This is a genomic window from Mesorhizobium sp. M0243 (assembly GCF_040321775.1).
Lineage (GTDB): Bacteria > Pseudomonadota > Alphaproteobacteria > Rhizobiales > Rhizobiaceae > Mesorhizobium.
In genome coordinates this window covers 1-26,270 of sequence record NZ_JAMYSF010000008.1, presented here as the reverse complement: position 1 = coordinate 26,270, position 26,270 = coordinate 1, and the positions used below count along the sequence as shown (strand labels likewise).

At 63.8% G+C, this 26,270-nt stretch carries 23 protein-coding genes; 9 read left to right on the top strand and 14 right to left on the bottom strand.

Features of this window, described 5'->3' with window-relative positions:
* Positions 1 to 32: 32 nt before the first annotated feature.
* Positions 33 to 1,349 (bottom strand): ABC transporter substrate-binding protein, encoded by a 1,317-nt coding sequence (locus tag NKJ11_RS12750; RefSeq protein ID WP_127293507.1) that lies wholly within the window; start codon positions 1,347 to 1,349, stop codon positions 33 to 35.
* A 359-nt stretch (positions 1,350 to 1,708) separates the two neighbouring features.
* Positions 1,709 to 2,404 carry a TetR/AcrR family transcriptional regulator gene (locus tag NKJ11_RS12745; protein WP_352793457.1) on the bottom strand — a complete coding sequence of 232 codons (696 nt, stop codon included), beginning with the start codon at positions 2,402 to 2,404 and terminating at the stop codon, positions 1,709 to 1,711.
* Positions 2,405 to 2,515: 111 nt separating this feature from the next.
* On the opposite strand from NKJ11_RS12745, the gene NKJ11_RS12740 reads away from it, so the two are divergent.
* Genes NKJ11_RS12740 through NKJ11_RS12730 form a run of 3 tightly spaced genes read left to right on the top strand, consistent with a single transcriptional unit; the run spans position 2,516 to position 5,011 of the window.
* Complete coding sequence (locus NKJ11_RS12740; RefSeq protein ID WP_352793456.1) at positions 2,516 to 3,712, top strand: Tm-1-like ATP-binding domain-containing protein; 1,197 nt, start codon at positions 2,516 to 2,518, stop codon at positions 3,710 to 3,712.
* 13 nt (positions 3,713 to 3,725) lie between these two features.
* Entirely contained in the window at positions 3,726 to 4,589 is an 864-nt protein-coding gene (locus NKJ11_RS12735) for a phosphoenolpyruvate hydrolase family protein (protein ID WP_352793455.1), read from the top strand.
* A gap of 5 nt (positions 4,590 to 4,594) precedes the next feature.
* Positions 4,595 to 5,011: a cupin domain-containing protein gene (locus NKJ11_RS12730; RefSeq protein ID WP_352793454.1), complete on the top strand. Its 417-nt coding sequence runs from the start codon at positions 4,595 to 4,597 to the stop codon at positions 5,009 to 5,011.
* 130 nt (positions 5,012 to 5,141) lie between these two features.
* On the opposite strand, the gene NKJ11_RS12725 is transcribed toward NKJ11_RS12730, so the two are convergent.
* Positions 5,142 to 6,332: a M24 family metallopeptidase gene (locus tag NKJ11_RS12725; protein WP_352440811.1), complete on the bottom strand. Its 1,191-nt coding sequence runs from the start codon at positions 6,330 to 6,332 to the stop codon at positions 5,142 to 5,144.
* A gap of 370 nt (positions 6,333 to 6,702) precedes the next feature.
* Here NKJ11_RS12725 and NKJ11_RS12720 point away from each other — a divergent pair, with 370 nt between their 5' ends.
* From NKJ11_RS12720 to NKJ11_RS12700, 5 genes are all read left to right on the top strand, one after another.
* Entirely contained in the window at positions 6,703 to 8,313 is a 1,611-nt protein-coding gene (locus tag NKJ11_RS12720; RefSeq protein ID WP_352440809.1) for an ABC transporter substrate-binding protein, read from the top strand.
* Between the two features lie 264 nt (positions 8,314 to 8,577).
* Complete coding sequence (locus tag NKJ11_RS12715) at positions 8,578 to 9,564, top strand: ABC transporter permease (protein ID WP_352793453.1); 987 nt, start codon at positions 8,578 to 8,580, stop codon at positions 9,562 to 9,564.
* Positions 9,561 to 10,391: an ABC transporter permease gene (locus NKJ11_RS12710; protein ID WP_352440807.1), complete on the top strand. Its 831-nt coding sequence runs from the start codon at positions 9,561 to 9,563 to the stop codon at positions 10,389 to 10,391. The genes NKJ11_RS12715 and NKJ11_RS12710 overlap by 4 nt, the downstream gene beginning before the upstream one ends.
* Positions 10,388 to 11,392: an ABC transporter ATP-binding protein gene (locus tag NKJ11_RS12705; RefSeq protein ID WP_352440806.1), complete on the top strand. Its 1,005-nt coding sequence runs from the start codon at positions 10,388 to 10,390 to the stop codon at positions 11,390 to 11,392. Before NKJ11_RS12710 ends, NKJ11_RS12705 begins: the two co-directional genes overlap by 4 nt.
* Positions 11,389 to 12,165, top strand: coding sequence for an ABC transporter ATP-binding protein (locus NKJ11_RS12700; RefSeq protein ID WP_352440805.1), 777 nt, complete (start codon positions 11,389 to 11,391; stop codon positions 12,163 to 12,165). Before NKJ11_RS12705 ends, NKJ11_RS12700 begins: the two co-directional genes overlap by 4 nt.
* 171 nt (positions 12,166 to 12,336) lie before the next feature.
* Here NKJ11_RS12700 and NKJ11_RS12695 read toward each other — a convergent pair whose 3' ends face one another.
* Both NKJ11_RS12695 and NKJ11_RS12690 read right to left on the bottom strand, forming a co-directional pair.
* The gene (locus tag NKJ11_RS12695; protein WP_352440804.1) at positions 12,337 to 12,948 is read right to left on the bottom strand and encodes an NAD(P)-dependent oxidoreductase; all 612 of its coding nucleotides are present in this window, start codon (positions 12,946 to 12,948) and stop codon (positions 12,337 to 12,339) included.
* A 35-nt stretch (positions 12,949 to 12,983) separates the two neighbouring features.
* Positions 12,984 to 13,622: a DsbA family protein gene (locus NKJ11_RS12690; RefSeq protein WP_352440803.1), complete on the bottom strand. Its 639-nt coding sequence runs from the start codon at positions 13,620 to 13,622 to the stop codon at positions 12,984 to 12,986.
* Between the two features lie 131 nt (positions 13,623 to 13,753).
* Here NKJ11_RS12690 and NKJ11_RS12685 point away from each other — a divergent pair, with 131 nt between their 5' ends.
* The gene (locus tag NKJ11_RS12685; protein WP_352793451.1) at positions 13,754 to 14,671 is read left to right on the top strand and encodes a LysR family transcriptional regulator; all 918 of its coding nucleotides are present in this window, start codon (positions 13,754 to 13,756) and stop codon (positions 14,669 to 14,671) included.
* Positions 14,672 to 14,683: 12 nt separating this feature from the next.
* On the opposite strand, the gene NKJ11_RS12680 is transcribed toward NKJ11_RS12685, so the two are convergent.
* The 9 genes from NKJ11_RS12680 to NKJ11_RS12640 form a co-directional block, all read right to left on the bottom strand.
* Positions 14,684 to 16,300: a GMC family oxidoreductase gene (locus NKJ11_RS12680; protein ID WP_352753820.1), complete on the bottom strand. Its 1,617-nt coding sequence runs from the start codon at positions 16,298 to 16,300 to the stop codon at positions 14,684 to 14,686.
* Entirely contained in the window at positions 16,297 to 17,811 is a 1,515-nt protein-coding gene (locus tag NKJ11_RS12675) for an FGGY-family carbohydrate kinase (RefSeq protein WP_352793450.1), read from the bottom strand. Before NKJ11_RS12675 ends, NKJ11_RS12680 begins: the two co-directional genes overlap by 4 nt.
* 22 nt (positions 17,812 to 17,833) lie before the next feature.
* Positions 17,834 to 18,676 (bottom strand): class I fructose-bisphosphate aldolase, encoded by an 843-nt coding sequence (locus NKJ11_RS12670; RefSeq protein WP_352793449.1) that lies wholly within the window; start codon positions 18,674 to 18,676, stop codon positions 17,834 to 17,836.
* On the bottom strand, positions 18,667 to 20,364 hold the full coding sequence (locus tag NKJ11_RS12665; RefSeq protein WP_128304539.1) for a glycerol-3-phosphate dehydrogenase/oxidase: 1,698 nt from the start codon (positions 20,362 to 20,364) through the stop codon (positions 18,667 to 18,669). The genes NKJ11_RS12670 and NKJ11_RS12665 overlap by 10 nt, the downstream gene beginning before the upstream one ends.
* Positions 20,365 to 20,385: 21 nt before the next feature.
* On the bottom strand, positions 20,386 to 21,381 hold the full coding sequence (locus NKJ11_RS12660; RefSeq protein WP_352793448.1) for an aldo/keto reductase: 996 nt from the start codon (positions 21,379 to 21,381) through the stop codon (positions 20,386 to 20,388).
* Entirely contained in the window at positions 21,378 to 22,358 is a 981-nt protein-coding gene (locus NKJ11_RS12655; protein ID WP_128304541.1) for a sugar-binding transcriptional regulator, read from the bottom strand. The genes NKJ11_RS12660 and NKJ11_RS12655 overlap by 4 nt, the downstream gene beginning before the upstream one ends.
* A gap of 25 nt (positions 22,359 to 22,383) precedes the next feature.
* Positions 22,384 to 23,307: an ABC transporter permease gene (locus NKJ11_RS12650; RefSeq protein ID WP_236383556.1), complete on the bottom strand. Its 924-nt coding sequence runs from the start codon at positions 23,305 to 23,307 to the stop codon at positions 22,384 to 22,386.
* Between the two features lie 76 nt (positions 23,308 to 23,383).
* Positions 23,384 to 24,919: a sugar ABC transporter ATP-binding protein gene (locus tag NKJ11_RS12645; protein WP_352612860.1), complete on the bottom strand. Its 1,536-nt coding sequence runs from the start codon at positions 24,917 to 24,919 to the stop codon at positions 23,384 to 23,386.
* 95 nt (positions 24,920 to 25,014) lie between these two features.
* The gene (locus tag NKJ11_RS12640) at positions 25,015 to 26,046 is read right to left on the bottom strand and encodes a substrate-binding domain-containing protein (RefSeq protein ID WP_013529471.1); all 1,032 of its coding nucleotides are present in this window, start codon (positions 26,044 to 26,046) and stop codon (positions 25,015 to 25,017) included.
* Positions 26,047 to 26,270 lie beyond the last annotated feature (224 nt).

Below are 26,270 nucleotides of genomic sequence, written 5' to 3'. Positions count from 1 at the left end.
GAGGCACGGGCCTCCTCCGCACTACATGTCGGTTATTGGCCGCGGCCGTATTTCTTGAACGTGGCGTCCCAATCCTTCGCCAGCGCATCCAGCATTTCCTTGGCCGTACCATCGCCATTTACGATGTACGGATAGACACGCTGGTTGAGCTGCTGCAGCAGTTCCGCATATTCCGGCACCGCCCAGAAGTCCTTGACCTTGAACATCGTGTCGTAGAAGGCCTTGTTGTAGGGCGTGGCGTTCTGGAACTCGGCCGATTCCAGCACGGCCTTGTTGCAGGTGTAGCCGCCGAGGGCTGCCCACTTCTTCTGCGTATCGTCCTGGATGAACCACTTCAGGAATTTCATCGCCTCTTCCTTGTTGTTGGAATAGGAGACGACGGAAATGCCCTGGCCGCCGAGCGCGGCGAATTGCTCACCACCTGGACCTGCCGGGTTGGCGAAGAAGCCGGTGTTCTTGGCATGCGGGTTCGACGCCTCGTTGATCAACGAGGGGAAGAAGGCGAAGTAGTTCATGCTCATCGCCGCCAGGCCTTCGGTGATGGCCTGGTTGTTCTCGACGAAAAAGGCGTTGGTCCAGCCCGGAGGCGTGAAGCCGAACAGCTTGCGGTAGTTTTCTGCCGCGGCTACCGCCTTGTCCGAGTTGATGATGCCGTCGACCTTGTAAGTGCCGAAGTCGCCGAGCTCACCGCCATACGAGAACAGCGCGTTCTCGAAGCCCATCGCCAGGCCGTCATACTGGTTCTGGGTGTAGATGGCGATGCCGTAGCGGTTCTGGTCGGGCCTATTGAAGAACTCCGCGATGTCGGTCATTTCCTTGAAGGTCTTGGGAACGGCAAGTTCGTAGCCATACTTGGCCTTGAACGCTTCCATTTCCTTCGGGTCCTCGAACCAGTCCTTGCGGTAGGCCCAGCCCACTGCGTCGCCCTCGGCCGGGATAGACCAGTATTTGCCGCTGTTGCCGGGATATTCGGAGTAGAACTTGACCGTCGCCGGAGCCATCTTGTCGAGAACCTGGTTCTCTTTGACGAAGTCCGTGAGGTCGACATAGTGACCGCCCTCGGAGGCGGCACCAAGCCATTGCGAGTCGCCGACGACCAGGTCATAGGCGCTGCCCTTGGCGTTGAACTCGGTGAAGGCCTTGGTCTGGAAATCGGCCCACGGGGTGGTTTCCACCGTGATCTTGACGCCGGTTTGCTTCTCGTACTCGTTGCCGAGTTCCTGCAGATAGTTTGCGGGATCCCATTCAGCCCAGAAGATGGTGAGTGACTTTTCCTGCGCGTAAACGGACGTTCCGCAGGCAAGCGTTAAGCCGATACCAGCAAGTACGCTGGTCACTAACTTGCGCATAATGATTTCCTCCCTTGTGCGCGTTCTACCTTATCGTGCGAGCCGGCAACGTGGCCGGCCCTGGTAGTTCCTCCCGTGATCGCACCTTTCCGGTTTCGAGCCTCCTCGCCCCGCCGGAAAATGGATCGCAGCCCTCACTTTCGATCCGCATTTCTGATCCAATCTGGTATTACCAATTTTGCATGCACGTCAAGCCCTTTCTTGGCAGCTTGACATGGCCATTGCCATGGGATTCCCGCTTTATCTGCCTGTTTTACCAAGATTTTCCTACTCAGTGATATGATTGGGTATTGTCCGATACTCCACCCAACGGCTAAGATCGGTAGTGTGCATGCCAATCTGGTCGAACCAGTTAGGCTCTATTTCATGACTGCCTTCGGATCGAGGCTGCCTCCTTCATCGACCGATTCCGCGACTGCCGCACGCACCAGCGCCCCGGCCGCCCACTGTGCGACCGCCCTCGTCCGGCGGCTGTCCAGCCCCCAGATATCCTTGAGCACGATCAGCACCTCGACGCCGAAGATAAGCGACAGCGCCTGCGCCAGCCGCTTGAAGTCGCGCGGCGGCAAACGGCCCTTGAGCGGCGCGATCGCATCTTTCAGCAAGTCGATGCGATGGCCGCGCGTAAAGGCGGGCTCACCGCCCAGCGTGCCGGCCTGACGCCGCGCCCATTGATCGAGCGACAGCTTCAGTGCTGCCTTGAACGTGGCTTCGAAGGCCTCGATGCGCGGCATGGCCGTATCGAACAGCTCGGCGATCCGGCGCTCGGCATCGGCGGAGGTCGATCGCCAGGTGAGGATTGGCCCCAGCCCCTCGTCGACGACCGCTTGCACCAGTGCCGACTGGCTCGGGAAGTAACGATAGGCGGTGGCGCGGGAAACCTCGGCGGCCTCGGCGACCTCGCTGACCGAGGGTGTGACGCCCGCCTGCATCAGCCTTGTTGCCGTCTCCAGCATCAGCCGTTTCGTCCGCGCGCGCGGCCCACGTTCGGGCACTGGACCGGTTGCCCGTTCAGCGTCGTCACTCGCAGCGGATTGTTGACGTGAGACATTCATGCCAATACGATACGCGCGTCTCAAAAATTTGCAATGGCGTCCGCATCGTCGAGTGGCCCGGGCAATGAGCGATGGAGGCGGCATCGCGCCTGCCAGGATTGGAGGAGCGCAATGAAGCGTATCTATGTGGTGGGTACCGCGGACACCAAGGGCGAGGAACTCGCCTTCCTGGCCGATGCGATCGCTGCTGCGGGCGCCCTCGTTAGCCGTGTCGATGTCGGAACGCGCGGCGCAACCATCCCCGTCGATATCAGCGCGAGGGAAATCGCCGACCATCATCCCGGCGGCCGTGACGCCGTGCTCGGCGGCAATGATCGTGGCGCCGCGGTCGCCGCGATGGGCATCGCCTTCGCCCGCTTTGCCCAATCGCGCAACGACATCGCAGCCATGATCGGCATCGGCGGCGGTGGCGGCACATCGATCATCGCGTCGGGCATGCGCGCCCTGCCGCTCGGCTTGCCCAAGATCATGGTCTCGACGCTCGCCTCCGGCGATACCGCACCCTACGTCGATGTCTCCGACATCATCATGATGCCGGCGGTGACAGACATGGCCGGACTGAACCGGCTCTCCCGTGTCGTGCTGCATAATGCGGCTCAAGCCATATCAGGCATGGCGGCCAGACCGGCGCCGCCGCCAGACGGCCGACCGTCGATCGGCCTCACCATGTTCGGCGTCACCACGCCTTGCGTGACGGCCATCGCCGACCAGCTCCGTTCTAGATATGACTGCATAGTCTTCCACGCCACCGGCACAGGCGGCCGCAGCATGGAAAAGCTGGCCGACAGCGGCTTGCTGTCCGGCGTCGTAGACATCACCACGACCGAAGTCTGCGATCTGCTGTTCGGCGGCGTTCTGCCGGCGACTGACGATCGTTTCGGCGCCATCGCTCGCACGGGGCTGCCCTATGTCGGCTCCGTCGGCGCGCTCGACATGGTGAACTTCTGGGCGCCTTCGACCATCCCGGAGCACTATCGCGATCGGCTGTTCTACGAACACAATCCCAATGTCACGCTGATGCGCACCACGGCGGACGAATGCCGTGCGATCGGCGAGTGGATCGGCACCAGGCTCGCCCGCTGCGGGGGGCCGGTGCATTTTCTCATCCCGGAAAAAGGCGTCTCGGCGCTCGACATCGAAGGCGGCGCCTTCTTCGACCCGGAAGCCGATGCCGTTCTGTTCGATGCCATCGAGCGCACCATCGAACCCAACGGCAAGCGCCGCGTGACGCACTTGCCGCTGCACATCAACGACCCGGAATTCGCAAAGGCTGCAACATCAGCCTTCCTCGACATCGCCAGACAGTGAGAGATCTCAAAAAATGCCCGCCATACCGCGCAAGGACATATTGAAGAAATTCAGGGGAATGATCGACAAGGGCGTGCCGATCGTCGGCGGCGGCGCCGGCACCGGCCTGTCGGCGAAAGCCGAGGAAGCCGGCGGCATCGACCTCATCATCATCTACAATTCCGGCCGCTACCGGATGGCCGGGCGCGGCTCGGCCGCCGGCCTGCTCGCCTATGGCAACGCCAACGAGATCGTCAAGGAAATGGCCTACGAGGTGCTGCCGGTAGTCAAGAAGACGCCGGTGCTGGCCGGCGTCAACGGCACCGATCCCTTCATCATCATGCCGCTGCTGCTGGCCGAGCTGAAGACCATGGGCTTTTCCGGCGTGCAGAACTTTCCAACCATCGGTCTGTTCGACGGCAGTATGCGGCAGAGTTTCGAGGAGACCGGCATGGGCTTCGGGCTTGAGGTCGACATGATCGCTGAGGCGCACAAGCTCGACCTCTTGACCACACCCTATGTCTTTAATCCCGACGAAGCGCGCGCCATGACCAAGGCCGGCGCCGACATCGTCGTCGCTCATATGGGTGTGACGACCGGCGGTTCGATCGGCGCGACGTCGGCCAAGTCGCTCGACGACTGCGTTGTCGAGATCGACGCCATTGCCAACGCGGCCCGCTCGGTGCGCAAGGATGTCATCCTGCTTTGCCATGGCGGCCCGATCTCTATGCCGGACGACGCCCGCTACATTCTCGACCGCTGCAAGGGTCTGCACGGCTTCTATGGCGCCAGCTCGATGGAGCGGCTGCCGGCGGAAGCCGCGATCGCCCGGCAGACCGCTGATTTCAAATCGGTGACGTTTGGTGGCCAGAAGACCACGAAGAAAAAGAAGGGATGAGAGAGATGACCGACAAGAGCAAAATGTTTGTCTACCCGAAGGACGTCAGCGCCTTCGGCTTCGACTGGGGAAAATTGGCGCTGACGGTGGCGCCCGAAGTGAATGGCGCGACCCGCTTTTCCGGCGGCGTGGTGGATCTGCCGTCCGGCAAGGGTCACACGCGCCACAATCATCCCGGTGCCGAGGAAATCATCTTCGTCATTTCGGGCCATGGCGAACAGATGGTCGAGGACGAGAAAGGCAATCCGGTGGTCGAAAAAGTGGGCCCCGGCTGCACCATCTATGTCCCGGAAAGCCGCTTTCATTCGACGCTCAACACCGGCAACGGGCCGATGCAGCTTTTCGTCGTCTATTCGCCGGCCGGGCCTGAACTGGTTTTGCGTGAGCTGCCGGATTTCAGGCTGATCCCGCCGGGGCAGTGATCTTTCCTCGGTTCCCGCGTTTGCTGGCGGGCCCCTCATCCGGCCGCTTCGCGGCCACTTTCTCCCCGAGGGGAGAAGGGACGAGCATTATCGCCGGCTCCGGGTGAGGGGGCAGCAGCCTCAATACCAGCTAGGCGCTCGCACCCCTGTTCCACCCCCGGCCCCGATCACCGAACATCGCATAACCAGCATCCGTCACCGCCAGCGTGTCCTCCAGCTTGATGAAGCCGCGCGTCGGGTGGAGCATGGTTGTCTCCACCGAAAGCACCATGTTCTTCTCCAGCGGCTTGGCCGCATAGGTGCCTTCATAGGTCACCGGGTGGTTGGTCATCAGGAACGGCGCCTCATGTGTGATCAGGCCCATGCCATGGGCGAAGAAATCCGTGTAGGGCGCGACCTTCGAGGCCTTCAGCACGCCCTCGGCATGGGAAATCATGTCGCCGCCCAGCGTGCCCGCTTTGACCTTGGAGAAGGCCGCCTGCTGCACCGTCTCGACCTCGGCCAGCAAATCTCTAAGTTCGGCATCCAGTTCGCCGAGGATGCCCATGCGGCAGAGGTCGCCGATATAGCCGTGATAATTGCCGCCTGAATCGATCGACAGCACCTCGCCTTGCTTCCACGCCTGCGGTGAAGCGGCGCGGTTGTGGCTGGAGCCCAGCGTCAGCAGGCAATATTCGAAATGAATGCCGCGATTGGTTTCCTCGCGCCGCAGCTGCTCGATGATCTCGGCCTTGGTCGTGCCTTCGCGTGCCCAGGCAATGGTCGCCAGCATGGAATCGGTGATCAGTTCGGAGGCCGTGCGCAGCTTCTCCAGTTCGGCATCGGTCTTGATGGCGCGCATGCGCTCCAGCATATCGGTCGCATCGATCAGTCTGGCGTCCGGCAACGCCTTGCGGATCAGCGTATAGGCATCCGACGGCAGGAAGCCAGGCTCGATGCCGATGCGGGCGCCGGCCTTGCCGATCTTCTGCAGATGTTCGACGGCGAGATTGGCAGCGTCGAGCGTGCCCCAGCAGGCGGCGTGCAGCGTCGGCGTCCAGAACGGGTTGTTCTGATGTTCGCCGCCTTCCATGCGGTTGCCGATATAGGCGGCATGGTCCGGCCCGCCCTTTTCGTACACGACGATCGGCAGATACCGGCTGTGGCCGATCGCATCCATGGCGGCGAAGAAGATGAACTTGTAGCCGCCCAGCAGGTATTGCGTGTTGTGCTTGGAGGTGGCGAGCAGCACATCGATGCCGGCGTCCTCCATCAGCCGGTCGACCCTTGCCTGGTCGAACGGGATATTGCCGACCGCATTCTTGCCCGGAGCAATGTTCATCTCTCTCTCCCTGAATAGCCGGATCGCCGCTGTTCCGCTCCCGATCCCTTGGCAGTGGTCAAATCTGCACCATTTTGCCCGTTCTGGTCCAGCCAGAAAGAGATGAAATGTCGTCTCTCTATGTCTCTTTGTTGTCATTCGTCGCATATTCAATCAATCTGGTCCTACCAGAATGATCAAATGAGCCACGCCCTCCAAACTGGTCCAGCGGACGAAAATTTCAAAGCCAAGCGAGGATGCGCCAATTCCGTCTCTGGCGAAACCCTCGGCAAAGCTCATAATCACCGCCGCAAGGGATGCTGGCGGGCTTGCCGGCGTCCGAGGGGTATTGGCGCACCCGACCGGGTCGCGGAGAGGACGGAGTTCGATCATGTCAGGTTTCACGATTTCCAGACGCACGATGCTTGCCGGCTCGGCAATGCTGCTGGCCTCCACCGCCATGCCGACATCGGGCTGGGCGCAGACGCCGAAGAAGGGCGGGCGGCTGGTGCTTGCCGCCGATTCCGAACCGCGCAACCTCAACCCGGCGATCGTCGCCTCCAACGGCGTGTTCTTCATCTCCAGCAAGATCGTCGAAACGCTGGCCGAAGCCTCATTCGACGGCAAGGACGGGCTTGCGCCACGGCTGGCGCTGAGCTGGGAAGGTGCCGCCGACGGGCTCTCGGCGACGTTCAAACTGCGCGACGGCGTCAAATGGCATGACGGCAAGCCGTTCACCTCGGCCGACGTCGCCTTTTCGGCGCTGCAGATCTGGAAGCCGCTGCAGAATCTCGGCCGCACTGTGTTCAAGGATCTGGCCAACGTCGACACCCCTGACGATCTCACCGCCGTCTTCAAATTCGCCAAGCCGACGCCGTTCCAGCTGATCCGCAACGCGCTGCCGGCGCTGAGCAGCGTGGTGCCGAAGCACATCTACGAGGTCGGCAAGATCGAGGAAAACCCGGCCAACAACGCGCCCGTCGGCACCGGGCCGTTCAAATTCGGCGAGTACAAGGCCGGCCAATATTACCGGCTGACCAAAAACACCGACTACTGGGGCAAGGACGAGCCCTATCTCGACGAGATCATCTATCAGGTGCTGCCGGATCGCACGTCAGCGGCGAGCGCGCTGGAGGCTGAAGAGATCCAACTGGCGGCCTTCTCCGCCGTGCCGCTGGCCGACCTCGACCGCATCTCCAAGGTGCCAGGCCTGAAGGTGATCTCCAAGGGTTACGAAGGGCTGACCTATCAGCTCGTCGTCGAGATCAACCATCGCCGCAAGGAACTGGCCGACCTGAAAGTGCGCCAGGCGATCGCGCACGCCATCGACAAGGATTTCGTCGTCAAGACGGTGTTCCTCGGCTATGCCGCCACGGCCACCGGTCCGGTGCCGAAGAACGATCCGCAATTCTACACCGCCGATGTGCCGACCTATGCCTTCGACGTCGCCAAGGCCAACGCGCTGCTCGACGAGGCCGGCTACAAGAAAGGTCCGGACGGCAAGCGCTTCACGCTAAAACTGCTGCCTGCGCCCTATTTCAACGAGACCAAGCAGTTCGGCGACTATCTGCGCCAGGCGCTCGCCGCCATCGGCATCGACGCCCAACTGGTCAACAACGACTCGGCCGCGCACATCAAGGCGGTCTACACCGACCACGCCTTCGACCTCGCGGTCGGCCCGCCGGTGTTCCGCGGCGACCCGGCGATCTCGACCACCATCCTGGTGCAGAGCGGCATTCCGGACGGCGTGCCGTTCTCCAACCAGGGCGGCTACAAGAACGACGCGCTCGACGCGCTCATCGCCAAGGCATCAGAAACGCTCGACACATCAGCCCGCACCGACCTCTACAAGGAATTCCAGAAGGAGGTGGCCACCGACCTGCCGCTGATCAACGTCGCCGAATGGAGTTTTATCAGCGTCGCGCGCGACACTGTCGGCAACATAGCAAACAACCCGCGCTGGGCGGTGTCGAACTGGGCGGACACGTATCTGGAATCGTGACAGAATTGCGCGGATGAAAGTTCGCGAGAAAAGGGGAATTTGGCCGAAGGCCGAGTTCCTTCACACCCCCCTCTGTCCTGCCGGACATCTCCCCCGCAAGGGGGGAGATCGGCTATTTGTCCGCCCCGCCAATTATGCAACCTCGAAAATTGGCGAAGCCGTCGGTGACATCCAATCTCCCCCCTTGCGGGGGAGATGTCCGGCAGGACAGAGGGGGGTGCCCAGACACCGCACCTCTCACGATCAGGCCGGCGTCCTTTTCCCATGACCCGCGCCCTCACGCTCATCCGCCGTCGCCTCGTCGGCAGCATCTTCGTTGTGCTGATCGTCGTCATAGGCACCTTCCTGCTGCTCGAAGCAGCTCCCGGCGACGCGGTCGACGCCTATATCGTCTCGACCGGCGGCGACGCCGGCATGATCGAGCTGTTGCGTCATCGCTGGGGTCTCGACCAGTCGGAGCTGACGCGGCTCGCCAATTACCTCTGGGCGCTGCTGCATCTCGACCTCGGCCAGTCGGTGACCTTCTCCCGGCCGATCCGCGACGTCATCCTCGAGCGCCTGCCCAACACGCTGCTGTTGATGGTCAGCGCCACCGCGCTTTCCTTCGGGCTCGGCTCGGCACTCGGCATCTATGCCGGCGCGCGGCCGGGCAGTTTTCGCGATCGCTTCCTGTCGATCGGTTCGCTGGCGCTTTATGCCGTGCCTGGGTTCTGGCTCGGACTGGTGCTGATCGTCGTCTTTGCCGTCGATCTGCGCTGGCTGCCGATCGGCGGCATCGAGACGTTGGCCTCTGACAAGACCGGCCTTGATCGCGTCGCCGACATCGCTGTCCATCTTATCCTGCCCGTTTCCGCCCTCGGCTTCATCTATCTGGCGCTCTATCTGCGCATGATGCGCGCCGGCATGGCCGAGGTCTGGCGGCAGGATTTCGTCCTGGCCGCACGCGCCAAAGGGTTGTCACGCCGTCGCATCGTGCTCGCCCACGTCGCCCGCAATGCGCTGCTGCCGCTGGTCACCATGCTCGGCCTGCAGTCGGCGCAGATGCTCGGCGGCAGCGTCGTCATCGAGAGCGTCTTTTCCGTGCCCGGCCTCGGCCGGCTGGCGCAGGAGGCGGTCGCCTCCCGCGACACCCCGCTTCTGCTCGGCATTATCCTCACCAGCGCCGTCCTGGTCATCGTTATCAATTTGCTCGTCGACATCGCCTACGCCTTCCTCGATCCGCGCGTCGGCGCGAGCGAGGCCCGCGCATGAGCCCGCTCCGCCGCTTTCTGCGCGTGCCTGAGGCGGTTGCCGGTGCCATCCTCCTCGCGGCGCTGATTGCCATGGCGCTGTCGGCGTCGCTGCTGTTCCCAGGCGATCCCCAAGCCATCGCCGGCCCCGCACTGCTGCCGCCGTTCCAGGACTGGTCGCTGCCGCTCGGCACCGACCGGCTTGGCCGCAACGTGCTGGCCGAGCTTTTTCATGGCGCCCGCACGTCGCTGGCCGTCGGGCTCGCGGCCGCGGCGGCGGCACTTGTCGTCGGCGCGGTGGTCGGCACATTGGCCGGCTTTGCCGGCGGCCTCGTCGACGAGGTGCTGATGCGCGTCACCGACGCCTTTCAGACCGTGCCGAGCTTCCTGTTGGCGCTGGCCTTCGTCAGCGTCGTCGGACCGTCGCTCGGCGTCGTCGTGATTGCCATCGCTCTCGGCACCTGGACCGGACCGGCTAGAGTAGCCCGCGCTGAAGTCCTCTCCATTCGCGAACGCGATTATGTCGCCGGGGCCAGGGTCATCGGCATGCACCCGCTGGCGATCGCCTTTCGCGAGGTGCTGCCCAACGCCTTGCCACCGGTGCTGGCGATGTCGTCGGTGATCGTCGCCGCCGCGATCCTCACCGAAGCGGCCTTGTCTTTCCTCGGCTTGGGCGACCCCAACCGGGTCACCTGGGGCGGCATGATAGCAGAAGGCCGCGCCGTGCTGCGCACCGCGCCCTTCCTGTCGATCGTCCCGGGCATAGCGTTGGTTCTGACCGTGCTCGGCGTCTATCTCGCTGGTGAAGGCATCGTCGAGACGACGGCAGTCAGGAGAGGCCTTTCGTGACCGCCCTGGCTACGATCCGCGACCTGACGGTGACCTACCGCCGCGACGGCAGCGAGGTGGCGGCACTGAAGAGCGTCAGCCTCGACATCGCCGCTGGCGAACGCCTCGCCATCATCGGCGAAAGCGGCTCGGGCAAGAGCACGCTGGCACTGGCCATTGCCGGGCTGCTGCCGGCTTCTGCCAAGGTTGGAGGTCGCATCGATTGGTTTTTGTCCTCATCGGGCGCCAAGGCACCCCCCTCTGTCCTGCCGGACATCTCCCCCGCAAGGGGGGAGATTACGCTCTCACCTCTGCCTTCGCCAATCACCAATGTCGCGGAAGGGGAGCGGTCGGCGAAGCTGCTGATCTCCCCCCTTGCGGGGGAGATGTCCGGCAGGACAGAGGGGGGTGTGACGGAACGCCAGCCTTTCAAACCCGAACTCAACAAAATCCCCCGCCTCGGCCGCGACATCGGCTTCGTCTTCCAGGACCCGTCCGCCAGCCTCGATCCGGTGATGACCATCGGCAAGCAAATCGCCGAAGTGGCGCGCACGCATCTCGGCCTCACCTGGTCCCAGTCCTATGCCAGGGCCAAAAGCCTGCTCGAGCGCGTCCGCCTGCCAGATCCGGACTCGGCCTTGCGCGCCTTCCCGCATCAGCTCTCCGGCGGCCAGAAGCAGCGTGTGGCGATCGCCGCCGCCATTGCGGCCGGTCCGAAGTTGCTGATCGCCGACGAAGCGACCAGCGCGCTCGATACCATCGTGCAGGCCGAGATCGTCGCCTTGATCAGACGACTGGTGAACGAGGACGGCATGACGCTGCTGTTCATCAGCCATGACATCGCGCTGGCGGCCGAGCTTGCCGAGCGCATCGCCGTTTTCCGTCATGGCCAGTTGGTCGAGCTTGGCATGACGGCGCAGATTGTCGGCGCCCCGGCCCAGCCCTATACGCGTGCATTGCTCGACGCCCATATAGGCCTCGACACCAGGCCGTTGCTGAACCGAGCCAGGCTCCACGCATGAGCCTGCTGGCGGTGTCCAACCTCACCAAGCGCTACCGTCGCGGCGGCAAGACCATCGCTGCCGTCGACGATGTCTCCTTTCACATCGACCCCGGTGAGACGCTGGCGTTGGCCGGACCTTCGGGCAGCGGCAAGTCGACGATCGCGCGGTTGGTGCTGCGATTGATCGAGCCGGACGACGGACGCATCGAATTCGAAAGCGACGATTTCCTGGCCTTGAGCGGCGCCGCGCTGCGAGCACGCCGCGCACGCCTGCAAATGGTGTTCCAGGATCCATTGGCCGCCTTCAACCCTCGCGCCACGGTGGCGCGTGTGCTCGACGATCCCTTGCGCATCCATGGCATCGCCTCCCGCGCCGAGCGCCCGCGCCGCATCGCCGCGTTGCTGGAGCGCGTCGGGCTGACGGCTAATCTCGCGCCGCGCGCCATTCATGAAATCTCCGGCGGCCAGCGGCAGCGTGTCGCCATTGCCCGCGCCATCGTCACGAAGCCGTCGCTGATCGTGCTCGACGAGGCGGTGTCGGCGCTTGACGTCTCCGTGCGCGGGGAGATCCTCGAGCTTTTGCTCGACCTGCAACGCCAGGAAAAGATCGCCTATCTCTTCATTTCACATGATCTCGGCGTCATCAGGTCGGTCGCCCACCGCGTCATCCTTCTCGACGCCGGCCGAATTGCCGAAAACGGCGATGCCCAAACCGTCATCGGCGCGCCGCAATCAGCCATCGGCAAGGCGCTGGTGGCGGCCGCGCCAAGATTGAACCGGGCCGGACCATGATCCCGAAAAGTGAGATCGCAGGCATGACAGCCCAGCATTTGCTTTGCCCAAGGCACCGAGACGGGACGGCGTCGGCACCGATGACCTACCGGGGCGTCGCCGCCCGCGAAATCTTGATGCGGCTGGCGTCGGCCGGCCTCGATTGAGTTCCGGCCGCCACCACCCGTTCGCTCAATAGCCGACGGTGAAGCGCTGCCTGATGTGGGCCGGCTTCTCGATCTCATCGACCATGACGATCGCGTAGTCCTCGAAGGAAATGCTGCTCCCCTTGTCGGAGGCGAGAAGCGTGTCCTTGCCGAGGCGGAATTTGCCGGTGCGCTCGCCCGGCACGAACATCGCGGATGGCGACAGGAACGTCCAATCGAGGTCGCTGACCGTCTTCAATCTGTCGAGAAAGTCGGCGCCCTTCTGCGCTTCTGCCTTGTAGATCGCCGGGAAGTCGGGGCTATCGACCAGCCGCTTGCCCGGTGCGGCTTCGAGACTGCCGGCGCCGCCGACGACGAGATAGCGCTTCACGCCGGAGGCCCGCACAGCGGCAATCAGCGTGTCGGCGTCGCTGTCCAGAAAATGCACCGTGCTGATCACCACATCATGGCCGCGGATCAGATCGGCAAGACCCTGCTCGTCGAAGACGTCGCCCTTCCTGGCCGTCACGCGTGGCAGCGCCGCGATCTTTTCCGGGTTGCGCGCAATGCCGGTGACGGTGTGGCCGCGATCGGAGAGTTCTTTGAGAAGGCGCGAACCAACTGCGCCGGATGCACCAATGAGAGCGACTTTTGCCATGTCTTTCAGTTCCCTTGTTGAAGATTTGCTGGGGATCACGCCGCCGCGATATGGGCGACGAGATTGTCGAAGCTGCCGAACAGTGCGTTCGAACCGATGAGCCGGGGCGCATCGTTGCGGATGACCGCCAGCGAAGGCACGCCATCGGCATGCAGGCGCTGTAACAGCGCGCGGCCGCGGCCGACCATCTCGCGGTAGGCCGTCAGCAATGTTTCGGTCGGCGCCTTGAGCATCTCGGCGGCGTCCGCCATGCCGGCGGCGGCGAGCACCTCGGCCACACCGCCGATCGTCACGACATCGCGTCCATCCACGTAGCGCGCCCGCTGGATCGTCTTCAGCGCGGCAAGCCGGCGGCTGGGATCTTCCAGGCCGGCGGCACTGATACCGAGCGTGGCGGCATGCGAGTCGAGCAGGGTTCCGCGGACGCCAAGGACATTGTGCCGGTAGGCCGGTGTGAACACTTGTCCGGTCAGGCGCTCGATGCGCTGGTCGTTCGCCCAGGCATGGGCGGCAAAACCTTCATCCATCGGACGCGCGCCGGCGCCGGAGAACAGGCCGGTCGGCAGCAGTTCGACGTTCAGGCCGGCGGCCGGCAACCGGTCGAGCATCGGGGTGGCGCCATAGCACCAGCCGCAGAGCGGATCGAAAAGATAGGTCACTTCTGAATTGCTCATAGTCGCTGCCATTCCTGTCCGGCCACCGGACTCATCGAGGCCGTCGCTCGTATGTGGCAGACGGCGGCCTTGCGATAAATGGCGCCCAATTATACAAACTGTCTGATCTGATCATACAAAGGGCAGCCAGCTTGGCCGAACTTCTGAACCTCAATCGGCTGGCTTATTTCACCACGGTGATGGAAACCGGCTCGTTCACTGCCGCGGCCGACCGGCTTGGCGTCGCCAAGGCCGTGGTCAGCCATCAGATCGGCAAGCTCGAAGAGGAGCTGGGCGCAACGCTGCTGCAGCGCACGACCCGGCGTGTCACGCCGACCGAAGAGGGTCGCCTCTTTTATGACCGCGCGATGATCATCCTGCGCGAAGCGGAGGCGGCCTATGGCGAAATCTCGCGCGGAGCCGTCGAACCGAGCGGAACGCTGAGGCTCACGGCGCCACTCGACTACGGCACCAAGATGGTGGCTCCGGTCATGGCGGCCTATCTCAGAACCTATCCGCATATGCGCGTCGAGGCGATCTTCGACGACGCCGTCAGCAATCTGGTGGACGAGCAGATCGATCTCGGCATCCGCGTCGGCTGGCTCACCGATTCCTCGAACCAGGCGCGGCGCCTGGGGACGATCCGGCAGATCGTGGTGGCGAGCCCTGGCTTCGCGGCGAGCCTGCCGCCCGACGTGACGCCGCGCCAGGCAAGATCGCTGGCCTGGGTCGGCAACACCCAGTTGCGCGGCATCGGCCAATGGCTGTTTTCCAGGGACGGCGAAACGGTGCTGACCGAACTCAATCCGGTCATCATGTGCGACAAGAGCCCCGCCGCCCTGGCTTGCGTGCTCGTCGGCATCGGGCTCGGCGTCTTTCCGGACTACAGCGTCAGCGACGATATCGCCGAGGGGCGGCTGGTGCCGGTGTTTGCCGACTGGAGCCTGCCGTCAGGCGGCATCCACGCGGTCTTTCCGCCGGCCCGGTTCCGGCCCGCCAAGGTGCGCACCTTCGTCGATCTGCTCGCGGCGGCCGAGAGACGGCGATCGCGCGGTGTTGCCGCGGCTTGAAGCCGATGGCGGTCAGCGGGCCTCTTGCAGGATCATCTCGGCTGCCTTTTCCGCGATCATGACGACCGGCGAGTTGGTATTGCCCGAAACGATTGTCGGCATGATCGAGGCATCGACCACGCGCAGCCCGCCAAGCCCGTGAACACGCAGGGCCTCGTCGACCACCGCCATCGTATCCGAACCCATCTTGCAGGTGCCGACGGGGTGGAAGATCGTCGTGCCGATATCGCCGGCCTTGCGGATGAGCTCTTCGTCGCTGTCATACTGCATGCCGGGCAGCATCTCTTCCGGCGCAAAGCGCGCCACCGCCTGTGCCTTCATCAGACTGCGGACATGGCGCAACGACGCGACGGCCACGCTGCGGTCCCCCTCGGTGGAAAGATAGTTCGGGCGGATCTTCGCCGCCTCCCGCGCATCGGCTGAACCCATGTGCACGCTGCCCCGGCTTTCGGGGCGCAGATTGCAGACCGAGACGGTGACCGCGGGAAAGCGATGCAGCGGCTCGCCCAGACGGTCGGTGCTCAGCGGCTGCACGTGATATTCGAGATCGGGCGTTGCGAGGCGTGGATCGCTCCTGGCGAAGATGCCGAGCTGGCTCGGCGCCATCGACAGTGGCCCGCTGCGCTTGAGCGCGTATTCCAGCCCCATCGACGCACGGCTGACCAGATTGTGGTAGCGCTGGTTGAGCGTGGCGGTGTTGGCGACCTTGAAGACGGTGCGAATCTGCAAATGGTCCTGCAGGTTTTCTCCAACGCCCGGCAAGGCATGACGAACATCCAGGCCGATGCTCGAAAGCAGGTCGGGGCGGCCCACCCCCGACAGTTCGAGCAGCTTCGGCGAGTTGATGGCACCGGCCGCAAGGATCGTCTGTCCAGCGCGGATCTGGTGCAGGCGGCCGCCTTGGCGGAAAACCAGTCCGGTGACGCGCCGGCCGTCGAATTCGAGCCGTTCGGTCTCCGCGCCGAGCACCACGCGCAGGTTCTTGCGCCCCGCGATGCCGCGCAAAAACGCCTTCGACGTGTTCCAGCGCACGCCCTTCCTTTGGTTGACCTCGAAATAACCCGAGCCTTCATTGGTGCCGGTGTTGAAGTCTTCGGTGCGCGGAATGCCGAGTTCCTCGGCAGCGTCCCGAAAGGCGTCGAGGATCGGCCACGACAGCCGCTGCCGTTCGACCCGCCACTCGCCGCCACCGCCGTGCATGGCACTCTTGCCGCCGTGATAGTCTTCCGATTTGAGGAAATAGGGCAACACGTCGTCCCAGCCCCAGCCGGCATTGCCGGCCTGCCGCCAACCATCATAGTCGGCAGCCTGGCCTCGCATGTAGATCATGCCGTTGATCGATGAACAGCCGCCGAGCACCTTGCCGCGCGGATAGTTGAGGCTGCGTCCATTGAGACCGGCTTCCGGCTCGGTCTTCATCATCCAGTCGGTGCGCGGGTTGCCCATGCAGAAGAGATAGCCGATCGGGATATCGACCCAGTGATAGCGGTCGCTGCCCCCGGCCTCGAGCAGCAGCACATTGTTGCGCGGATCGGCGGAGAGCCGGTTGGCGAGCACGCAGCCGGCGGAGCCGGCCCCGACGATGACGTAGTCGTAACTGCCGAACGGGGACGGTGGAGCTTCGGTCACGTGCGCGCCTGCTGTCCGGCGATGCGCTCCCACATCGGGGTCATCGCCTGGTTGATCTCGCCGTACAGTCGATACCGCCGTGCATACGCGTCGGCAACCGCCTCGTCAGGCACAAAGTGTCGAGCGGCCGCAGTCATGGCGGCGGCACCTGCGCTGTAGTCCGCGAAGATGCCGACCCCGGTGCCCGCCGCGATCGCCGCTCCCAGCGCGCCGGTTTCGCGGCTGCGCGCCACAGTGACGGGCACGCCGAGCACATCGGCGAATATCTGCGGCCAGACGCTGCTGCGCGAGCCGCCGCCAGACAGCACCACCTGGTCGAAATCGGCGCCCGCTTTGTGCAAGGTCTCGACATGGCGCTTGTGCTCGAAGGCAACGCCCTCGAACAGCGCACGCAGCAGATGGGCTCGGCTGTGCCAGCCGGCGATGCCGTAGAACCCGGCGCGCGCATGGCCATTCTGCTGCGAGCCGTACAGGAAGGGATGATAGATCGGGATGTCGCTGTTGGGATCGACTGACGCCACCAGTTCGCTGCACAATTCGAACGGCGACTTGCCGGCTTCGCCGCCATGTTCGAGGAATTCGCGAACGATCCATTCGAGATTGGCGGCCGAGGTCGCGCTGGATTCGATCGCCAGATAGCGCTGGCGATCGAAAGTCGACAGCATGAAGATCGAAGGGTCGCGGATCGGTTCGTCGGTGATGACCTGGTTGATGCTCCAGGTTCCGGCGATGACCGAGGCGGCACCGGTTCTGGTCACGCCCGAACCGACCGCGCTGGCGACGACATCGAACAGCCCGGCGACGACAGGCGTGCCGGCGCGCAGTCCAGTCAGGGCCGCCACCTCCGCGCCCACATGGCCGGCAATGTCGGCCGATTCCAGCACTGGCGGCAGCAGGTCCATGCAATCGCCGAGCCCATAGGCGGCAAGCAGATCCGGCTCGTAGCGGCGATCCCGCATCTGCAGCAGACCGCAGCCCGACATATCTGAAGTATCGCTGCTGCGCGCACCTGTCAGACGGTTGACGACAAAATCCTTGCACAGGAACACAGTTCCGATGTTGGCGAACAAAGCCGGCGAAAAGCGCTTGAGCCAGGCAAGCAGGGTCGGTGTCTGCGCCGCCCACGGCCGTTGCAGGCAATGTGCATAAGTGCGGTCGCCGACATTCTCTTTTGCCCATTCGGCAACGATGCCGACCGCGCGTGTATCGAGCGACTGGATGCCGATCAATGGCGCACCATCGCGATCGAGCGCGTAGAGCCCGTTTCCATGGCCGGCGCAGCCGATGGCAACAATCTCGCCGGCGTCGATACCGGCTTCAGCAATGCATTGACCGATGACCGAAACCGCGTTGCGCCAGAGTTCGTCGAGGTCGCGTTCGACATGTCCGGGCTTTGGCATGGACGAGCGGCCGTCACGGGCGGCGAATGCCAGCTCGCGGCCGGACAAGTCGAAGAGGATGGCCTTGATGACGGTGTTGCCGGCATCGAGGCCGAGGATGTAGCTTGCCATTGGCGCCTCCCGAGGCCGCAGCCTATGCCTGGTTGTACAGATCCCAGGCCACGCCGCCATTGGCATCGTCGTGAATGATCGCCATCAGCCCGCGCACGACGGCGCTCGGGTTGGCATGCTGGTAGATGTTGCGGCCATAGACCATGCCAAGCGCACCCTGTGCCATCAAGGCAGCCGACTTGTCGAACACGGCACGCAGATCCTCCTTGCCGCCGCCGCGCACCAGCACCGGGCAGCGCGCCGCCTCGACGACGCGGTGGAAGTCGTTGGGATCGGTGGTCGGATCGGCCTTGACGATATCGGCACCCATCTCGCGGGCAAGCCGGGTCAAGGTGACGATCTTTTCGGAATCGCCGTCGACCATGTAGCCGCCATGCTCTGCGACCGGCAGCATGGCCAGCGGCTCGATCATCAGCGGCAGGCCGTATTTCTCGCAATCCGCGCGCACGCGGGCGATATTCTGCACGCATTGCCGGAACAGGTCCGGCTCGTCGGGCAGCATGAACAGATTGACCACGACGCAAGCCGCATCCATCTCGATGGCGCCAAGCAAGGGCTCGGCTTCGTTCTGCAGCACCGCCCACATCGCCCGGTGGCGTATCCTGTTATAGGGATTGCCCATGTCGATGCGCATCACCAGCGCCGGCTTGTCCTTGCCCGGCACGGCCTGCAGCAGATCGGCCTGGCCGTAGTTCATCTGGATGGCGTCGGGGCCGGCCTTGACCAGCTGGGTGACGACGCTGGCCATGTCTTCCAGCCCGGCAAGGAAACTCGGCTCGTTGCAGACGCCGTGATCGATGGCGACGTCGAGACAGCGGCCGCCGCCGAACAGACGGTTCATGCGGACTTTCTTGTTTACGCGCATAGGGCGCTCCTTTGATGCGTCTGGAGGTCGATGCCGTGCCGGTCTGCCAGCAAGGCGAGGAAGGTCGAGCGCTCAGTGGCGGCCTCGCTGGTGCTCCAACCCTTGTGCGCCGCCAGCATGTCGAGAACGGCGTTGACGAGGTCGAAGCTGAGGCCACCCGAAATGGCGATGGTGGTGCGGCGCAGGAACAGGTCGGCAACGCACTCGACCTGCTCGCGCTCGATGATGCGCCCGATCTCGCTTGCCGAATAGTCCGACTGCGGCAGCATTTGTTCGCCTGCCGGATGCGAAACGAAATCCCCGGCCGACGTGCCGTAGCGCTGCAGAAGTGTGTGCGCGCGCTCGACCGGCAGGCCATGCTCGCCAGCGAATGATGCGCACCAGACCTGCGGGTCGGCCGGAAAACCACGGCCGCCACCGATGGCCATGTCCTGCGTGCCCTTGCTGCGCGCGAGGCCGAGCCGCTTCAGCGCCATGTCGGCGGCCAGCGCTCCAAACGAACGGAAGGTGGTCCACTTGCCGCCGATCATGCACAACGTCGCCGGCAGATGCCCGTTCGCTTCCACGAACTCGCAAAAGTGATCGCGCGGTATGCGGCTGGTAAAACTGTCCTCGCTGGCCGGCAAAGGACGCACGCCAGCGAAGCGAAACACGATCTGGTTTTCGGCCACTCTGATTGAGGGAAAAACAAAGGCGAGCGACTGCAGGATGTAGCGCTGCTCGTCCGCCTCGCAACGGACCTTGTCCGGATCATCGACCCGGATGTCGGTCGAGCCGATCAGCACCTTGCCTAGATAGGGAAACAGGATGCAGATGCGTCCGTCCTCGTTCTCGTAATAGACCATGTGGCCGCCGAGCGCGTCGAACAGTTCGCTGTTGTCGACGATCAGATGCGAGCCCTTGGTGCCACCCATCATAGTCTGCGCCGTTGCCCCGATGGCCTTGTTGGTCAGGTCGATCCAGCCGCCGCTGGCGTTGATCACCAGTTGCGGCCGCACCGGCAGTTGTTCGCCCGTCAGCGTGTCGGTAATGGAGAGGCCGTCACCTGTCGACGATACCTGAGCGTAGTTTAAGGCGCGGGCGTTCGCCGCGCTCGCCGTGGCGTCCAGCAGCATCTCCAGGCCGAGGCGTTCGGGCCGGCTTACCCAGGCGTCGTAATAGGTCGCCGAATTGCGGATCGCCGGGTTGATCGCCGGCCATGTCTTCAGGGTTTCGGCGCGGCCCCTGAACCGGTGCGTCGGCATCAAACGCCGTGCAGCGGTGAAAAGGTCATACATGGCAAGCCCGGCTTTGATGACCAGCGCCCCGCGCCGGCTGGGCCGCCGCGTCAGCCCCAGGAAACGCACCGCACCGTTGGCGAGGCCGGAAAACATATCAAAGATCGGCACCGTCGTCGGCAATGGGGCCACATAGTGCGGCGCATTCCTCAGCAGCCGGTCGCGTTCGAGCAGCGATTCGCGCACCAGTTTGAATTCGCCGTTTTCGAGGTAGCGCAGGCCGCCATGCACCATGCGCGACAGGGCGGCACTGGCACCACTGCAATAGTCGCCCTTTTCCGCCAGCACGACATCGACCCCTTGCAAGGCCAGTTCGCGAAAGACGCTGATGCCGTTGATGCCGCCACCAATGACGAGCACGGCAATGTCCGGCCGGTCGCGCAGACCGGCGATTGTATGACTACGCTTCATCGGGGCTGTTGCCTTTTTTTCTCAGGCATCCATCGCGGTGAGATGTGCGGCTGCCGCGGCGTCGATTGCCGCAAGCTCGCTTGCGGCAAGCGTGATCTCCCCGGCCCGTGCATTGTCGAGCGCCTGCTCAGGATTGCGTGCGCCGCACAGGGCGAAGGTGATGCCCGGCTGGGCGAGCGTCCAGGCGATGACGATCTGCGCCATCGACGCCTGGTGGCTTTCCGCGATCGGGGCGATTGCCTCTTTCAGCTTTGCGACCTTCTGCCGGTTGGCCGTGGAGAAGCGTGGGTTGTCCTTGCGTTGGTCGTCGCCGCCGAATGTGCGCTCAGGGTCGACCGTGCCGGTAAGTAGCCCCAACCCCAGCGACGAGTAGCTGAGGGTGGCAATGTCATGGCGGCGGGTGATCGGCAGCAGGCTGCTCTCGATGTCGCGGTCGATCATCGAATAGCGCTCCTGGATCGCATCGAGCTGGCCGGCATCGATATAGCGGCCGAGATCCTCGGCGCTGATGTTGCTGGCGCCAATGGCGCGGATCTTGCCGGCCGCCTTGAGCTTTTCCAGCGCCGCCATCGTCTCGGCGATCGGCGTCGTCGGGTCCTGCCAATGGGTGATGTAGAGGTCGATGTAGTCGGTACCCAGACGGCGCAGGCTCTGCTCGACCTCATAGGCGATGCCGGCGGCGCCGAGATAGCGATGCACAGGCTTGCCGTCCTGATCGAAGAAATGGCCGCCCTTGCCGGAATGCCAGTTCAACCCGCATTTGGTCGCGATCACCACTTTGTCGCGCTTGCCCTTGATGGCGGTGCCGACGATCGCCTCGCTGCGGCCAAGACCGTAGGCCGGCGCTGTGTCGATCAGGCTGAGGCCGGCATCGATCGAGGCTTCTATAGCCCTGACCGACTCCTTCTCGTCGGTGCCGCCCCACATCCATCCGCCAATCGCCCAGGTGCCCAAGCCCACGGCCGACGCCGATATGCCGGACTTGCCGATCTGCCGCTGGAGTTGTCGAGAATTCATGCTGCCTCCTGTTCGGCCAGTTCGAGGATCTGGAGCCCCGTGGCCTCGTCCGTGACGATGGTGTCGAGATGGTTGCCGCGCAGGGCGGCGAGGATCGGCGCGACCTTGCTGGGGCCGCTTGCAATGCCGATCGAGCGCGGGATGGTCGCGAACTCGTCCAGCGTCAACGAGACCAGCGAACGGTTGAGCGAGTAGTTGCAAAGCTTGCCCCCGCGGTCGATGAGATGAGCGAGCAGCTCGCCTGTCGCCCCGGACTTTTCGATCGCCTGGCGATCGGCATTCGAGGATGGATGCAGGTCGTAGTAGCTGGAATCGTCGGTCAGGATGGAGCCGACACCCACCACCGCGACATCGGCCTCGCGCGCCTTGCGAAACACGTCTGCGACGGAGCTGATGCCCATCAGCATCTCGCGCTGCTGCGCGGTATCGGCAAACAGCGGCGCATGGATCTGATAGGCGCGGCCGCCGAGCTTGTCGGCCATCAGCGAGGCGACGTGGTTGACGTCGGTGTAGTGCTTGCCTTGGACCAGCCCGGTGGCGGGAATGATTTCGACGTCGTAGCGGCGCCCCGGCTTGAGACCGGCGACCAGCGCGCTGACACCCTTGCCGCCGGTGATCGAAATCGTGTCGCCATCCTTGATGGTGTCGAGCAGCAGCCCAGCCGCCGCCTCGCCGACGCGCTGCAGGGCCGTGTGCGGATTTTCGGAGACCGACGGAACCACCATCGCCCGCTCGATGCCGCCCAGCGCCACCAGCCGCGCTTCCAGGTCGACCAGATGGTCGATCGGTGACTTGATCTTGATCTCGACGAGGCCGAGCTGGTGGCCGCGCTTGATGAGCCGGTTGACGGTGGCGTGCGAGATGCCGAGTTCCCCGGCGATCTCGGCCTGGGTCTTGCCTTCGACATAATGCAGGACCAGCGCCTGATGCATCTGGCGGACAGCGGCGATGTCGTCGCGGGTGTTGGGAGGGGCCATGGTCTTGCTTCGCCGCCTTTGAGGTTCAGGACTTTTTGCGGTGCAGGAAGTGATCGATCGACACCGCCGCCAGCAGGATGCATCCCTTGATCATGTCCTGCCAATAGACCGAGACATCGAGCAGGATAAGCGAGCTCGTCACCACCGAGAGCAGCGCCATGCCGAGGATTGCCCCGAAGATGGTGCCCGAGCCGCCATTCAGCGAGGCGCCGCCGATGACGGCCGCGGCGATGATGTTGAGCTCCATGCCGGCGCCGAAGGTCGGCGTCGCCGCGCCAAAGCGCGCCATGTAGATGACGCCGGCCAGTCCAGCGAGGGTCGAGCACAGCACCGTGACCCAGAACTTCACCTGATTGGTCCTGATGCCGGAGAACTGCGCGGCCTTCTCGTTGGAGCCGGTGTAGAAAACCTTGCGGAAGGCCGTGGCGCGACGCAGCAGGAAGTCGAAGATGGCCACCACGACGATGAAGATCAGGATGACATAGGGAATGTTGTTGAAACTGCCCTGGCCGATGGCCTTGAAAGCCGGCGGCAGTGTGAACAGCGACAGCGGCGTGCCCTTGGTGACCACCAGGCACATGCCGCGCACGATGACCATGGCCGCCAGCGACGTGATGAAATGATTGAGGCCTATCACGGTCACGAAGAAGCCCATCGCCGCGCCGATCAGCGCGCTGACGCCGATGCCGATCAGGCTTGCCGTCCAGGGGTCGAGGCCGGCGAGGAACAGCGCACCCGAGACCACCATCGAGAAACATACGACCGAGCCGACGGAAAGGTCGATGCCGCCGACGATGAGCAGGATCGTCATGCCGACGACGACGATCCCTTCGATGGAGAAGCTCATCAGCATGGCGCGGAAATTGCCCCATGTCAGGAAGTGCGGAGAGGCGAAGCTCATGGCGATGCACAGCGCCAGGATGATGACGATCAGCCCGGCCTCGCGCATCGAGGCGAGCTGAGCGAGATTGATGCGCCGCCCGGCGGCCTTGATCTCGGCGTGCACGAGCGCTTCTCCTGATTCCCTAGGCGACATTCTGGGCCTGCCTTTGATTTGAACTATCCTGAACGCCAGAGGCGAGCATGATGATGGCTTCCTCGCCGAGCTCGTCGGCGGTGAGTTCGCCGGCGATCCTGCCTTCGCGCACCACGAGAACGCGGTCACACAAGCCAATCAGCTCCGGCAGTTCCGACGAGATAACGATGACGCCGACACCGCTGCCGGCAAGCTGGCGCAGCAGCCGGTGGATCTCGACCTTGGCGCCGACATCGATCCCGCGCGTCGGCTCGTCCATGATGATGACCTTGGGACTGACGGACAGCTGCCTAGCGATGGCAACCTTCTGCTGGTTGCCACCGCTCAGCGTCGAGACGGCGGCCTCGATGCCGGCCATGCGCACGCCGAGCCTGCCGGTCAGTTCCCTCGCCTGACGATCCTCGGCCTTGCGGTCGAGCAGGCCGAGGCGCCCGGTGAGCCGGCCGAGGTCGAGCGCCGAGATGTTCGCGGCGATCGGCAGATCGAGGAACACGCCGGAGCCTTTGCGATCCTCAGAGAGATAGACCAGCCCCGCCTTGACCGCATCGCCATAGCCGCGCAGCCGGAGCTGCTTTCCGTCGAGCGCGACGGTTCCTGCCGTCATTGGCCTGAGGCCACAGACCGTCTGTGCGATCTCGCTGCGGCCGGCGCCGATCAGGCCGCCAATGCCCAGAATTTCGCCGGCGCGAAGCTGCAGATCGACGTCGGCGAAGCGGCGCCCATCGGAAAGCCCCTCGACCGAGAGGAGCAGGCGCCCAGGCACCTGCGGCGCCAGCTTGTCGGGATAGAGCTGGGTGATTTCGCGGCCCACCATCTTGCGCACGACATCGTCCGGTGAGACGGCGGCGACCTGATCGGTCGCCACGTAGCGGCCGTCGCGGAAGACGGTGACTCGGTCGCACAGCGAGAATATCTCGGCCATGCGGTGGCTGATATAGACCACCGAAATGCCACGCTCCTTGAGCCCGCGCACGATCGAGAACAGCCGCTGCGCTTCGCTTTCGGTCAGCGCCGCGGTCGGCTCATCGAGCATCAGCACCTTGCAGTCGAGCGTCAGCGCCTTGGCGATCTCGACGAGTTGCTGGTTGGAAATGGAAAGGTCGGCGACCCTGGTTCGCACCGGAATGGGCGCGAGCAGATCCATGACCTTCTGGGCATCGGCGTAGAGCCTCTGGAAATTCATCAGCGGCGCGCGCCGGCTGTTGATCGCGGCCATGTAGATGTTTTCGGCAACCGTCGCGTCCTGACAGAGCGCGATTTCCTGGTGAACAAGCGCAATGCCGAGGCGTTGGGCGGCCGCGGGCGAGTGGATCGAAATGCGCTCACCATCGATCAGGATGTCGCCCTCGTCGGGCTGCAATACACCGGCGATCATGTTCATCAGCGTCGACTTGCCGGCGCCGTTCTCTCCGCACAGTGCATGGATTTCGCCGCGCCGCAGCTCGAACCGTACGTCGCTCAGCGCCTTGACCGGGCCGAACGCCTTGGACAGGCCACGGATTTCAAGAATGGGCGCCTGGGTCACGCCGTGCTCCTGCGATGAACCTGCGGGGAGGAAGGAGGCCGAAGCCTCCTTCCCGGTTAATCCGGCCATGCCGAGGCCGGGCGGCGAGATCGAGACTATTCCTCGATGCCCTTGGTGCCGCGACGCTTGAGGTACTTGTCCCAGTAGAAGTCGTCCGCATTGTCCTTGGAGACGATGGAGAAGCCATTGTCGACGAAGGGCACGCTCATCGGGTTGAAACCCGAACGCTTGGCGTCGTTCATCGGGTCGATCAGGCCGGGATGCTTGGCCATCCACAACAGCATGAAGCCCATATAGCCCTGCATGCCCTGGTTTGGATTGACCGAGCCGAAGATCTCGCCGGCCTTGATCATGTCGAGGATCTTGGCATTAACGTCGGCGAGCATGACGCGGATCTTGCCACCGCCTTCCTTGGCGGCCTGGGCAGCGCCGATGGCCGAGTTGGCCTCCGGCATGAACACGGCGCCAAGATCAGGATGCGCCTGCGCCAGGCTCAGAACCGCCTGATAGGCCTTGGTCGGATCCTGGTTCGAAGCGGCGCGGCCGACGAGCTTCATGTCAGGCCATTTGGCTTCCATGCGGGCAACGAACGCGTTGACGCGCTTGTCGTGGTTGTCCTGGCCGGGATTCTCCAGCACCGCATATTCGCCCTTGCCGTCCATCGCCTTGGCAACGGCGTCGGCGGCATAGGTGCCTTCGGCATTGTTGTCGGAGGTGATGTAGGAGACGCGCTTGGAATTCGGCGAGTCGGCGGCGAAGGTCACCACCGCGGTGCCCTGTTCGATGGCGCGATTGATCGGCTCGATGAACGGATCGGAATTCATCGGGTGTACCAGTATGCCGGCAGGCTTCTGCGCCAGCGCCTGGTCGAAGGTCGCGATCTGCTTGTTGACGTCGTATTCCGGCGTACCCGTATAGGCGGTCTCGCAGCCGAACTGCTGGCCGGCCTGCTTGAACATTTCATAGACCGGGAACCAGTATTCGACGCCCGAGACCATGACGTTCATGACGTATTTTTCACCCGGCTCGCATTTGAACGGGTTGGGGGTTTCGGCGCGTACCTGCATCGACCCAAAGCAGGTCGATGCAGCCGCCGCGATTGCGAGCGTGCTCAGAAATTTGCGCAAGTTTCCTCCCTTGGCCGAAGCCATCCTCAATGACCGTCGCAGACGCTCAGCGAGCGCTGCCGTATGGATTTGATGATGCCGACCTTCCTCCGAAAGCCGACGATCGGGACATTACAGCCTCGGCGCATGTTGTCTGCGTATTCCGACGAAGCCGGCCATCGATTCCGATTTGAAGCCGGCCAGTCATTCCGATTTCATTCCGGCCGGTGTTCCGATTTGAAGCC

Excerpts from the sequence above, each read along its gene's own strand:
- NKJ11_RS12750 (WP_127293507.1), bottom strand. The coding sequence starts at position 1,349 with ATGCGCAAGTTAGTGACCAGCGTACTTGCTGGTATCGGCTTAACGCTT.
- NKJ11_RS12745 (WP_352793457.1), bottom strand. The coding sequence starts at position 2,404 with ATGAATGTCTCACGTCAACAATCCGCTGCGAGTGACGACGCTGAACGG.
- NKJ11_RS12740 (WP_352793456.1), top strand. The coding sequence starts at position 2,516 with ATGAAGCGTATCTATGTGGTGGGTACCGCGGACACCAAGGGCGAGGAA.
- NKJ11_RS12735 (WP_352793455.1), top strand. The coding sequence starts at position 3,726 with ATGCCCGCCATACCGCGCAAGGACATATTGAAGAAATTCAGGGGAATG.
- NKJ11_RS12730 (WP_352793454.1), top strand. The coding sequence starts at position 4,595 with ATGACCGACAAGAGCAAAATGTTTGTCTACCCGAAGGACGTCAGCGCC.
- NKJ11_RS12725 (WP_352440811.1), bottom strand. The coding sequence starts at position 6,332 with ATGAACATTGCTCCGGGCAAGAATGCGGTCGGCAATATCCCGTTCGAC.
- NKJ11_RS12720 (WP_352440809.1), top strand. The coding sequence starts at position 6,703 with ATGTCAGGTTTCACGATTTCCAGACGCACGATGCTTGCCGGCTCGGCA.
- NKJ11_RS12715 (WP_352793453.1), top strand. The coding sequence starts at position 8,578 with ATGACCCGCGCCCTCACGCTCATCCGCCGTCGCCTCGTCGGCAGCATC.
- NKJ11_RS12710 (WP_352440807.1), top strand. The coding sequence starts at position 9,561 with ATGAGCCCGCTCCGCCGCTTTCTGCGCGTGCCTGAGGCGGTTGCCGGT.
- NKJ11_RS12700 (WP_352440805.1), top strand. The coding sequence starts at position 11,389 with ATGAGCCTGCTGGCGGTGTCCAACCTCACCAAGCGCTACCGTCGCGGC.
- NKJ11_RS12695 (WP_352440804.1), bottom strand. The coding sequence starts at position 12,948 with ATGGCAAAAGTCGCTCTCATTGGTGCATCCGGCGCAGTTGGTTCGCGC.
- NKJ11_RS12690 (WP_352440803.1), bottom strand. The coding sequence starts at position 13,622 with ATGAGCAATTCAGAAGTGACCTATCTTTTCGATCCGCTCTGCGGCTGG.
- NKJ11_RS12675 (WP_352793450.1), bottom strand. The coding sequence starts at position 17,811 with ATGGCAAGCTACATCCTCGGCCTCGATGCCGGCAACACCGTCATCAAG.
- NKJ11_RS12670 (WP_352793449.1), bottom strand. The coding sequence starts at position 18,676 with ATGCGCGTAAACAAGAAAGTCCGCATGAACCGTCTGTTCGGCGGCGGC.
- NKJ11_RS12665 (WP_128304539.1), bottom strand. The coding sequence starts at position 20,364 with ATGAAGCGTAGTCATACAATCGCCGGTCTGCGCGACCGGCCGGACATT.
- NKJ11_RS12660 (WP_352793448.1), bottom strand. The coding sequence starts at position 21,381 with ATGAATTCTCGACAACTCCAGCGGCAGATCGGCAAGTCCGGCATATCG.
- NKJ11_RS12655 (WP_128304541.1), bottom strand. The coding sequence starts at position 22,358 with ATGGCCCCTCCCAACACCCGCGACGACATCGCCGCTGTCCGCCAGATG.
- NKJ11_RS12650 (WP_236383556.1), bottom strand. The coding sequence starts at position 23,307 with ATGCGCGAGGCCGGGCTGATCGTCATCATCCTGGCGCTGTGCATCGCC.